Raw genomic sequence first — 11664 nt, 5'->3', positions numbered from 1 at the left:
AATCAGAAATACCAAATACCAACAACCTATCCATAAGAATCAAGTAAGGGGAACAAACACTGTCCCCCTTATATAATCACTCTAACAAAAGGCTAGCTTCTTATTTAAGCTTATGAATAACAGGTTGACCTGGCTCTAGCTCTTGAACGTGCCAATCTAGACCGATACCCGGCATAGTTTCTAGGAACGGGTCTGGGTTCAGCTGTTCCATGTTGAACACACCTTTGTCCGCCCACTCACCACGGAAGAACTGAAGTGCAGCTGTGATTGCTGGTACACCAGTTGTGTAAGAGATCGCTTGGTGCTCTACATCTTCGTATGCCACTTCGTGGTCTGCGTTGTTGTAAATGAAAACGCTGCGCTCTTTACCGTCTTTCTTACCTTGTACCCATGTACCGATACAAGTTAGACCTGTGTAGCCCGGTGCAAGTGATGTAGGATCTGGTAGCAATGCTTTAAGAACGTGCAGAGGCTGAACCACTGTACCATCGTGCAGTGTTAGCGGATCTGGGCTCAGTAGGCCGATATCACGCATGCAGTTGAAGTAGTTTAGGTACTTGTCGCCAAAGCCCATCCAGAACTCAATGCGTTTTGCAGGGATGAACTCTTTCATTGAACGAACTTCATCGTGCGCCATTGAGTATACTTTGTGAGATCCACAGTTCGGGAAATCAAACTCTAGCATACGTGAGTGACATGGAACCTGTTTCCACTCTTCGTTTTCCCAGTAAAAAGAATCGCCTTGGATCTCAAGCATGTTTGTCTCTGGATCGAAGTTAGTTGCGAACTTCTTACCGTGGTCGCCAGCATTAACGTCCATTACATCGATAGTGTCGATCTCATCGAACAGGTGCTTAACCGCGTAAGCAGCAAATACTGAAACCACACCTGGATCGAAACCTGCACCAAGAATACCTGTGATGCCAGCTTCTGCGAACTTCTCACGGTAGCCCCACTGCCAATCGTAAGCTTGAGGAACTTGCTGACCTTCAGAACATAGGTCAACCGCTACTGACGTATCTAGGTAAGATACTTTTGCTTGATAACACGCTTCCATGATCGCCATGTTTACCCATGGAGGACCTGCGTTGATCACTAGATCAGGCTGAACTTCTTTGATTAGAGCAACAAGTGCATCAACGTCATCTGCGTTTACAGCGCGTGCTTCTAGTTTCTTAGTTGAATCTTTAAGGTTGTTTTTACCTTTAATCGATTCGATGATCTTTTCACATTTCGCGATAGTACGAGATGCGATAGTAATGTCACCCAGAACGTCGTTGTTTTGTGCCGCTTTATGTGCAACAACCCAACCTACGCCGCCTGCACCAATTTGTAGAATTGCCATAATATTTATTACCCTTGTTGTTCTGCTAGCTCAGCCGCTAGATTATGAATTTTTGTAATTAGAGATTCGAAGTCTGCCATGTCTAAGCATGGATTTAGGATGGTGAACTTCAACGCGCTCTTACCATCAACCATTGTTTCGCCCAGTACAGCGACTCCACGAGTCAGAGCCTCTAACCTTAATGTTTGGTTAAACGTGTCTAAATCCGTGACATTGCTATTAATCGCTCTAAACAGCACTGTCGATAATGCTGGTTCGGCTAATAGTTCAAAACCTTCGTGGTTTTGAATTAGATCGGAAACCTGAAGTGTTTGCGCCAACAGGTGATCATACATCTCACCCAGTTGTGCCTGCCCAACGCTCTGCATCGTCATAAAGACTTTGAGCGCATCAAAACGCTTGGTCGTTGCAATCGACTTATCAACCAAGTTCGGCAGTTCATCGTGCTCACGGTTTAAATAGTCAGCATGATGCAGTAGAAACTGGAAGTTTTGCTTATCTTTCAGCAATAGCGCGCCACAGCTGATCGTTTGGTAGAACAGCTTGTGGAAATCCACACTGACAGAATCCGCTTTCTCAATGCCTTTGAGGCGAGATTTGTGGCTGCTGAGGATCAAGGCGCCACCGTAAGCACTGTCGACATGGAACCACAGCTCTTGTTGCTGAGCGATCTGCGCAATCGACTCTAAGTCATCAATCGCTCCGTGATCGGTTGTACCTGCCGTGCCTACGACTGCGAATGGAATCAGGCCGTCGTCTTTTAGCTCTTTAATCGCTTTCTCTAACAATTCGGTTTTAATGGTACCGTTACTGTTAGTATCAACACAGCGCACCGAACTTTCGCCCAAGCCTAACAAAGAAGCCGATTTTTGGACTGTAAAGTGAGATTTTTTAGAGCAAAGGATACGTAATTTTTGTGCGTACTCTGGGAGACCGAGTTTTTGAATCGAGTGGTTATCGATTTTGTTCGCGATCCAGTCGCGTGCAAGTAGCAGCCCCATTAAATTACTTTGGGTACCGCCGCTTGTGAAAATGCCATCGCTATTTTCGCCCAGTTCGTACTTGCCGCACATCCAATCAATCACTTTCTGCTCAACATAGGTTGCCGCAGATGCCTGATCCCACGAGTCCATTGATTGATTAAGTGCCGCAATCATAGACTCAGCAGCGACAGATGCCATCAATGGTGGTGTATGCAGGTGTGCAATACAGTCAGGGTGTTGAACAAAGATGGAGTTCTTAGCAACCAAGTCAGCCGTATCTTCTACCACATCAACCAGTGAACCTTGAACGTTATCAAGATCGACTGCGTTAATTGCGGCTTCTAGTAGCTTAGGCTCGAGACCAGAATATGGGGCATCCACTTGTTCGAACACCGACTTCATTGCTTGAGTAGTTTGATTAAGAACCTTTTCAAATTCGTCGCTGCCACCTACACCTGTATGGATGAAGTGTTTTTTCCATTCACCGTTCGCACTGCCAGATTCAACATGGCTACCACCTGCTGCAAGAATCGCTTCTTCCATCACGCGAAGGGCAAAATCAATCTGTTCGAAGCTGATGATCATTGGAGGAAGAAAGCGAATAACAGAGCCTTCACGTCCACCTTTTTCAACCATCAAGCCGCGCTCAAGTGCTGCTCGCTGGATTTTAAGAGTCAGCTCGCCGTCAGCAACTGGCTCACCAAAACTGTTCTTCTCACCGTTAGGGTTTTGAATCTCAACACCTAACATCAAGCCTTTTCCACGAACTTCAGCAATACAGTCAACACGTTGCTGTAGCTTTTCTAAACCGTGGCGAAGATATTGACCCGCAATATTCGCGTGCTCAACAAGGTTGTCTCGCTCAATAATCTCTAATGCTTTCGCACCCGACACCATTGCCAATTGGTTACCACGGAAAGTACCGGTATGTTCACCCGCTTTCCAAGTATCAATACTCTTATCGAAAACCAGCAGTGACATTGGTAGGCCGCCACCTATCGCTTTAGACAGACATAGGATATCTGGATTAATACCAGACTCTTCGAATGCAAAGCGATGACCTGTTTTGCCTACACCACATTGGATTTCATCAAAAATTAGTAGGATGCCGTGCTCATCACAGATGCGTCTTAAACCACGTAACCAAGAGGCAGGCGCTGGAATCACACCACCTTCACCTTGTACTGGCTCAACGATCATCGCGGCAGGTTTCATGATACCCGCTTCGTCATCCGCGAGTAGGCGTTCGATGTATCGAAGACTTGCCTGAGCACCTTGCTCACCACCAAGACCAAATGGGCAACGAAGGTTGTATGGGAATGGCATAAAGTGCACATCAGACATCAAGCCGCTACGACGCGCTTTCGTGCCTAAGTTACCCATCATGCCCATAGTACCGTTGGTCATCCCGTGGTACGCGCCACGGAAAGCAAACATCGTGTTGCGACCAGTAGTCTGTTTCGCCAACTTGATAGCAGCTTCAACCGCATCAGCACCAGATGGGCCACAGAATTGAATCACTGAATTTTCAGCAAAGTCTTGTGGTAAGAACCCTTTAACACGATTGATAAAAGTTTCTTTCGCTTGAGTTGTGATATCTAAGGTTTGATACGGTAGACCTGAATCCAACTGAGCTTTTAATGCTTGGTTAATCTCTGGGTGGTTATAACCCAGTGCTAACGTCCCTGCACCGGCAAGGCAGTCTAGGAAAATTTGTCCACGGGTATCTTCAACCAGAGCGCCATATGCTCGTTTTATTGCAATCGGTAGACGTCTTGGGTAAGAACGGACTGCCGATTCGTTTTGCTCTTGTTCAAGCAAAATAGCGTCTGGGGTAAGATCATAAGTGCCTTCAACAACTGGAACTGAAGTTGAAAACGAGTGTGCGATAGTATTTGTATCGACTTCAAAGGCGGTAGTCATAAAAAATCCCTTGAATGTATTCATACTCCCTCCTAACAGCACATTGCTAGAAGTGAGGTATAGCTGTACGCCCGCGTAAGTCAAATGACAAACACGACAAAGCGCCGTCTAACGACAGCAAAATTTACTTAGCGTAAAATCAAGGTTCAGTAATGCTACTGTTTTGAAGGATCGGGCAAAGGTGAAGTACCGGCCCAATTGGATGTGAAAAGCTGATTCGCAGTGTTGTGTTAAGTGAGTTCAATGTTGGGTTTCCCATTAACATGGCATCAAGCGCCATAAGTATCCCGTCTATCAGTTAAAGAACTAACTGATACCTACCCTACGCAGTGTCACAATCAGCCTGAATGGTCACCGCGCGTATCCCCCAGAAGCAATCGTTGTCCATTCCGAGATTGGGCGGGAAGGTAACATAGTTTTTAACACACTATCAATAGTTTTTAATATTAGGACTATAAATACGAGGGATGAGTAAACTCGTCGCGAAACGGAATAGATCCCCGGCTCACTCGTACCTCATGCCCGAGGATGACGAAAATAACTCACAATCAGCTGTCATTTCCTAGAGCGAAGGACGAGTTCATAGGGAATCTAAAACAGCGCGTGAATTTTTCAAACATCGAAATACAAAAAGGCTCACCGTTTCCGATGAGCCTTTCTTAATTTGAAGCGACGCGGCCGGCTAGGACACGAGGTCAAGTCGTGACCTAATGGCCAAATAGCTTTACGATCTCCCGGATGCAAAAAAGGCTCATCATTTCTGATGAGCCTTTTCAATTTGGAGCGACACACGAGGTTCGAACTCGTGACCTCAACCTTGGCAAGGTTGCGCTCTACCAGCTGAGCTAGTGTCGCATTTGCTAAACTAAGTTTAGACTTTATAGATGGTGCCCCGGGCCGGACTTGAACCGGCACAGCGCGAACGCCGAGGGATTTTAAATCCCTTGTGTCTACCAATTCCACCACCAGGGCACGCAATTCTTTATTGCGATGCCGTTACGATTCGTAAACACCATCTAAATGTCGATGCCAATCAACATTACAAAACTTGGAGCGACACACGAGGTTCGAACTCGTGACCTCAACCTTGGCAAGGTTGCGCTCTACCAGCTGAGCTAGTGTCGCATAGTATTCAAACTCAAGGTTTGAATGGAGGCGCCTCCCGGAGTCGAACCGAGGTCCACGGATTTGCAATCCGCTGCATAGCCACTCTGCCAAGGCGCCTTAGTAACTCCAATCGAATCGCTCATTGCCATCCTCTTGGGTACGGGATGCATTCTACGGAATCACACGATTGAGTCAACACTATTTTTGTATTTTTAATTCGTTTGAATAGTATTTATACGAAAAGGGCTAAATAGCTAACTTAATGTACAAAAAGGTCGAAGGAATAGGCGATTAAAGTTGATCACCGTCACACTGTCACGTCATATGATTACGTCGATGGTGAAATTCAAAGATCAAAAAAGCGAGCCTAAGCTCGCTTTTCTCAATTAATGATGTTGTTCATCCAACAAATCATCTTTGGCTGCCATTAAATATTGAGCCATTGACCAGTATGTCAGGATAGTTGCGATATAAAGCGCGGCGTAACCGACCCAAATCATCCAGTCGTCATAGCGCCAAATCAGAACCCATAAGGCAAACATCTGAGATACAGTTTTAACTTTGCCTACCCAAGAAACCGCAACGCTTGCGCGCTTACCAATTTCTGCCATCCACTCTCGAAGTGCTGAAATAATAATTTCACGTGCAATCATGGTGACTGCTGGAATCGTCACCCAAATTGAGTGGTAGTGTTCAGTAATCAGAATCAGAGCCGTTGCTACGAGAACTTTATCGGCAACAGGGTCGATAAAGGCACCAAAACGAGAAGTTTGGCCTAGCTTACGCGCTAGCATGCCATCGAGCCAGTCAGTAAATCCGGCCACCCAAAAAACCATCGCAGCTGCAAAAGGAGCCCATTGATAAGGTAGGTAGAAAACGATAACGAATACTGGGATTAAGAAAAGTCTCAGTAGGGACAAAATGTTGGGTATATTCAAACGCATATTATTAGGCTCTTATCCATTGCGCGTTTATGGTGCGGGATTTTTACTATTGTTTCAATGCTTGATAAATGTTTTCTGCCAAAGAATGACTAATGCCCGGCACTTTGGCTATTTCTTCAACACTTGCACGCTTAAGCTCTTGCAGTCCACCCATATATTTCAACAGAGCTTGGCGACGTTTTGGCCCCACCCCTTCAATTCCTTCAAGCGCACTCGTGCGACGTGTTTTACCACGTTTCGCCCGGTGACCAGCGACTGCATGGTTATGGCTCTCATCACGGATATGTTGAATTAAGTGCAAAGCTGGCGCGTCAGTTGGCAAATTAAACTCTTCACCTTCCAGAGTGATTAGGGTTTCAAGACCCGGCTTACGGGTAACCCCTTTTGCAATACCCATCATTCTTGGTCGAACAGGCCAATCACCCCAGTATTGCGAAATAATCTCATGAGCACGGTTCAGTTGCCCTTTACCACCATCGATAAAGATAATGTCGGGAATCTTATCCACATCCAATTGCTTGGAGTAACGACGCTCTAACGCTTGCCCCATTGCAGCATAATCATCGCCTCCGGTGATACCCGTGATGTTGTAACGACGGTATTCCTGCTTCACTGGACCTTCTTGGTTGAATACGACACAAGAAGCGATAGTGCTCTCACCCATGGTATGACTGATATCAAAACACTCCATGCGCTTGATGGCATCCATAGACAAGACATCTTGAAGCTCTTTAAAGCGCTGATTAATCGTCATCTTATGATTAATCTTGGTCGTTATTGCCGTTAACGCATTGGTGTTCGACAACTTGAGATAACGACCTCGGGTTCCGGAAGGATTGGTATTGAAGTGGATCTTTCGACCCGCCACTTCACACAAAGCTTGTTGAATCGGAGTCACATCTTCAATCAAGTCAGCATTGAGGATCAAACGAGTTGGGATGGTTCTCGCTTCATTATGTGCCAGATAATACTGACTCAAGAAGCTTGAAAACACCTCTTCCCTAACCGTATTGTTTGGGATCTTTGGAAAATGACTGCGACTACCCAACACCTTACCCTGACGAATCATCAAGATATGAATACAAGCGACGCCGTTTTCTTGCGCAAAGCCGAGTACGTCCATATCTTCCATTGAGTCATCAGATACGTATTGTTGTTCTTGTACTCGACGAATCGCCTGAATTTGGTCGCGAAATGTCGCTGCCTGTTCAAACTTGAGTTGTTGGCTTGCCTGCTCCATTTTTTGAACCAGAGTTTCCAACACTTGATTGTCTTTCCCTTGCAAGAACAAGCGCACATAACCAATCAGTTCTGCATACTCTTCATCGGAGATGATTGAACTGACACACGGCGCGGCACATCGACCAATCTGATACATCAGACAAGGGCGAGTACGATTCGCATAAACGGTATCTTCACATTGTCGAGCTGGGAATATCTTTTGCAGCAAGTGTAAGGTTTCACGCACTGCCCCAGAATCAGGATAAGGTCCGAAATACTCACCTTTTTTCTTCTTTGCACCACGGTGCATCGACAGTCTTGGATGTTTGTGACCACTGATGAAGATGTAAGGGTAAGATTTATCATCGCGCAGCAAAACGTTGTACTTAGGTAAGTACTGCTTAATGTAGTTGTGCTCGAGGATTAGGGCTTCTGTCTCGGTATGTGTAACCGTTACGTCTATCTTTGCAATATTGCTAACCAAGGCACGCGTTTTCTCGCTATCTACTTTTTTACGAAAATAGCTAGTAAGGCGTTTCTTAAGGTTTTTTGCTTTGCCGACGTAAATAACAACAGCCTCGGCGTTATACATACGATAAACGCCAGGCTGTTCTGTTACGGTCTTTAGGAATGAGACTGAGTCAAATGAGGATGTCACTATATAATCTCAGTGCTAGAGGGTCTCGGTGTCTAGCATTCCGTGTCTAATCGCTAAGTGAGTAAGCTCTACATCACCGCTGATGTCTAGTTTACTAAACAGTCGGTAGCGGTAGCTATTCACTGTCTTAGGGCTTAGATTAAGTTGTTCTGAAATGTCCGTTACTTTCTGACCTTTGGTGATCATCATCATAATTTGAAGTTCACGCTCAGAAAGATCAGCGAATGGATTTTCAGAGGCAGGCGAGAATTGGCTCAGTGCCATCTGCTGCGCGATTTCTGGTGAAATGTAACGCTGACCGCTGTTTACCACGCGAATCGCATTGACCATTTCGTCCGGACCTGCCCCTTTAGTAAGGTAACCAGCAGCTCCAGCTTGCATCACTTTAGTTGGAAACGGATTTTCCGTATGAACAGTTAAAACGATGATTTTAATGTCTGGGTTAAAGCGCAAAATCTTCTTGGTTGCTTCTAAGCCACCAATGCCAGGCATATTCATATCCATCAAAATGACGTCTGTATTGTTAGTACGACACCACTTTGCAGCTTCTTCACCGCTTTCAGCTTCCCCTGCTACGTTCATTCCACGGACGTCTTCAATAATACGTCGTATCCCTGTGCGAACCAGCTCGTGATCATCTACAAGGAAAACATTTATCAAACTTGTATCTCCACACTATTAATTGGCTCTGCAACCACCGTATTGATTCATCTAATTGAAACAATTGAATAAAGGAACAGTGGATCGCAGCATTGCTGTACATCTTAACGTAAATCGTTAAAAAAAGCTCTGTTGAATATGTGCTGAAACACGAACTTTAGCAAGTACTTATTTACAAGAACCACAGTTATTCGACTAAGCTTTATTAAAAAACAATCAGTTAAGATGCCGACCATTTAATTTACACAAGATAAATATATTTTCAATACCGCGATTTGAACAATTGTTACAAATTCACCTTTTTGCTCGATAAGTCCCGTTATCGAGTCGCTAAAAGCAAAAAAAACTGGCTATTTTGAACGACTTTTGTATCAGCCTCGACACTAAGTGCTAGAATCGCATCTTGTTTTAACAGCAGTAAATATTACAGGCGACGATATTGGATATTCAGCAAGGCTTTGTGCTGACAAGACAAGCAAGAGACTTTTCAGGTCAGACTCAAATTGATATTTGGGTCAGCACCCCGAATGGGCCAACTTTGCTTACCGTTAAAGGCGAGCGCCCAATCTTCTTCATTGAGCAATCGAATATCGACGCTTGCACTAAACTCGCCAAGGAAGCGGGGATCGAGTGTGAGATAAAAGCCTTGGAACTCACCAACTTCTCACACACGCCGCTAGCTGGTTGCTACACACGACTGGTCCGCGAAAGCAACACCTTAAACCAAGCCTTCAATCAAGAGTCTATCACTACGTTTGAAGCGGATATTCGTCTCGCCGATCGCTTCCTAATGGAAAGGTTCATTAAAGGCAGCATTGAATTTACTGGAAACATCACTTCTCGAACTCAGCACCAGCGTGTCACTAACACTAAATGTCGAGCAGGTGATTACTTACCTACCCTATCCGTCGTCTCATTAGATATCGAGTGCTCAGAGAAAGGTATCCTCTACTCTATCGGCCTTGATAGCCCAATGGACAGTCGCGTCATCATGGTAGGCCCAGAGCAGGAAACCGATACGCCTATTCAGTGGGTTAAAGACGAGGCGGCACTGTTAGAAGCCATGATTGATTGGTTTAAACGTTACGACCCGGACGTCATTATCGGTTGGAACGTGATTGATTTTGATTTCCGACTGCTTCACAAGCGCGCTGAATGGAACAAAATAAAGCTCAATATTGGTCGCGATAGTCAACCTAGCTTCTTCCGCAGTTCTGCTCAAAGTCAGCAAGGGTTTATCACTATCCCTGGACGTGTGGTTTTAGACGGTATCGATATGCTCAAAACCGCAACCTACCACTTCAGGTCTTGGTCTCTAGAATCGGTTTCTCAAGAGCTACTTGGTGAAGGTAAAGACATCCACAATGTGCATGACCGCATGGATGAAATTAATCGAATGTTTAAGTTCGATAAACCCTCACTTGCCAAGTACAACCTTCAAGACTGCGTGTTGGTTAATCGCATCTTTAAACATACACATCTTATTGAGTTTGCTATTGAACGATCTCGCTTAACTGGTGTTGAGCTGGATAAAGTTGGTGGCTCTGTGGCGGCTTTTACTAACCTCTATTTGCCTCAGATTCATCGAGCTGGCTACATTGCTCCAAACTTACAGCCTGAGAACTGGATTGCTAGTCCGGGCGGCTATGTCATGGACTCTATACCCAATCTCTATGACTCAGTATTGGTCCTCGACTTTAAGAGCCTATACCCATCCATCATTCGATCTTTCCTGATTGATCCAATGGGCTTGATCGAAGGATTGAAACAAGAGATTGGCCGCGATGATGACCAAGCCGTAGAGGGGTTTCGGGGTGGACAGTTCCATCGAAATAAACATTTTCTACCTGAAATGATCGAAACCTTGTGGGCTGCGCGTGATGTTGCAAAAAAGAACAATGAAAAGGCCTTCTCGCAAGCGATCAAAATCATCATGAACTCATTCTATGGGGTTTTGGGCTCATCCGGTTGCCGCTTCTTCGATACTCGTTTGGCGTCATCGATTACCATGCGCGGGCATGAGATCATGAAACAAACCAAGGTACTTATCGAAGAGAAAGGTTATCAGGTTATCTATGGTGACACTGACTCCACATTCGTGTCTCTGAATGGTAGCTACAGTCAAGAAGATGCGGATGAGATCGGGCAATCACTCGTCGCGTATATCAACGCTTGGTGGACACAACACCTCAAAGACAAATACAACCTGACTTCTATTCTTGAACTGGAGTACGAGACTCACTATCGCAAATTTTTGATGCCAACCATTCGTGGTTCAGAGACAGGCTCAAAAAAACGCTATGCAGGTCTGATTGGCGAAGAAGGCAGCGAGAAAATTGTCTTCAAAGGGCTAGAAAGTGCACGTACTGACTGGACGCCACTCGCCCAACGCTTTCAGCAGACTTTGTATGAGATGGTTTTCCATGACCAAGACCCAACCGACTACGTTCGTAATTTTGTCGATGAGACAGCGGCTGGCAAACACGACGACTTGCTGGTTTATCAAAAACGGCTAAGACGAAAACTGCACGAATATCAGAAGAACATCCCGCCTCAAGTAAGAGCGGCACGCATGGCTGATGACATTAATGAACAGTTAGGGCGTCCGCTGCAATACCAAAACAAAGGGCGCATCGAGTATTTAATTACCTTAAACGGCCCTGAACCCAAAGAATACTTGAAGAGTGGTATCGACTATCAACATTACATCGATAAACAGCTTAAACCTGTCGCGGAAGCGATATTGCCGTTTATCGGACTCGATTTTGAACAAGTCAGCGGCCAACAACTAGGGTTGTTCTAGATTCACTTATCCCAAATAAA

Annotated in this window: 6 protein-coding genes and 4 tRNA genes; 1 reads left to right on the top strand and 9 read right to left on the bottom strand. The window is 45.2% G+C overall.

What is annotated here, in order from left to right; genetic code table 11:
• Positions 1-100: 100 nt before the first annotated feature.
• The 9 genes from KI743_RS21325 to uvrY form a co-directional block, all read right to left on the bottom strand.
• Positions 101-1345, bottom strand: coding sequence for a carboxynorspermidine synthase (locus tag KI743_RS21325; RefSeq protein ID WP_150872030.1), 1245 nt, complete (start codon positions 1343-1345; stop codon positions 101-103).
• An 8-nt stretch (positions 1346-1353) separates the two neighbouring features.
• Positions 1354-4275: a pyridoxal phosphate-dependent class III aminotransferase gene (locus KI743_RS21320; protein WP_285468072.1), complete on the bottom strand. Its 2922-nt coding sequence runs from the start codon at positions 4273-4275 to the stop codon at positions 1354-1356.
• 755 nt (positions 4276-5030) lie between these two features.
• Positions 5031-5106 (bottom strand) — tRNA-Gly (locus KI743_RS21315).
• A gap of 30 nt (positions 5107-5136) precedes the next feature.
• Positions 5137-5223, bottom strand: a tRNA-Leu gene (locus KI743_RS21310).
• Positions 5224-5300: 77 nt separating this feature from the next.
• Positions 5301-5376 (bottom strand) — tRNA-Gly (locus KI743_RS21305).
• Positions 5377-5401: 25 nt separating this feature from the next.
• A tRNA-Cys gene (locus tag KI743_RS21300) sits at positions 5402-5475 on the bottom strand.
• A gap of 269 nt (positions 5476-5744) precedes the next feature.
• Positions 5745-6302 carry a CDP-diacylglycerol--glycerol-3-phosphate 3-phosphatidyltransferase gene (gene pgsA / locus KI743_RS21295; protein ID WP_032549299.1) on the bottom strand — a complete coding sequence of 186 codons (558 nt, stop codon included), beginning with the start codon at positions 6300-6302 and terminating at the stop codon, positions 5745-5747.
• 46 nt (positions 6303-6348) lie between these two features.
• Entirely contained in the window at positions 6349-8181 is a 1833-nt protein-coding gene (gene uvrC / locus KI743_RS21290) for an excinuclease ABC subunit UvrC (RefSeq protein ID WP_285468070.1), read from the bottom strand.
• Between the two features lie 15 nt (positions 8182-8196).
• The gene (gene uvrY, locus KI743_RS21285) at positions 8197-8841 is read right to left on the bottom strand and encodes a UvrY/SirA/GacA family response regulator transcription factor (protein ID WP_032549301.1); all 645 of its coding nucleotides are present in this window, start codon (positions 8839-8841) and stop codon (positions 8197-8199) included.
• A gap of 439 nt (positions 8842-9280) precedes the next feature.
• Between uvrY and KI743_RS21280 the strand changes: the two genes are divergently transcribed.
• Positions 9281-11644: a DNA polymerase II gene (locus tag KI743_RS21280; protein ID WP_285468069.1), complete on the top strand. Its 2364-nt coding sequence runs from the start codon at positions 9281-9283 to the stop codon at positions 11642-11644.
• The last annotated feature ends 20 nt before the right edge of the window (positions 11645-11664 follow it).

It is taken from the genome of Vibrio sp. D420a, from assembly GCF_030248625.1.
Lineage (GTDB): Bacteria > Pseudomonadota > Gammaproteobacteria > Enterobacterales > Vibrionaceae > Vibrio > Vibrio fortis_A.
The sequence above is the reverse complement of the archived record's forward strand: the minus strand, read 5'-3'. Positions and strand labels throughout refer to the sequence as shown.

Excerpts from the sequence above, each read along its gene's own strand:
- pgsA (WP_032549299.1), bottom strand. The coding sequence starts at position 6,302 with ATGCGTTTGAATATACCCAACATTTTGTCCCTACTGAGACTTTTCTTA.
- KI743_RS21320 (WP_285468072.1), bottom strand. The coding sequence starts at position 4,275 with ATGAATACATTCAAGGGATTTTTTATGACTACCGCCTTTGAAGTCGAT.
- KI743_RS21325 (WP_150872030.1), bottom strand. The coding sequence starts at position 1,345 with ATGGCAATTCTACAAATTGGTGCAGGCGGCGTAGGTTGGGTTGTTGCA.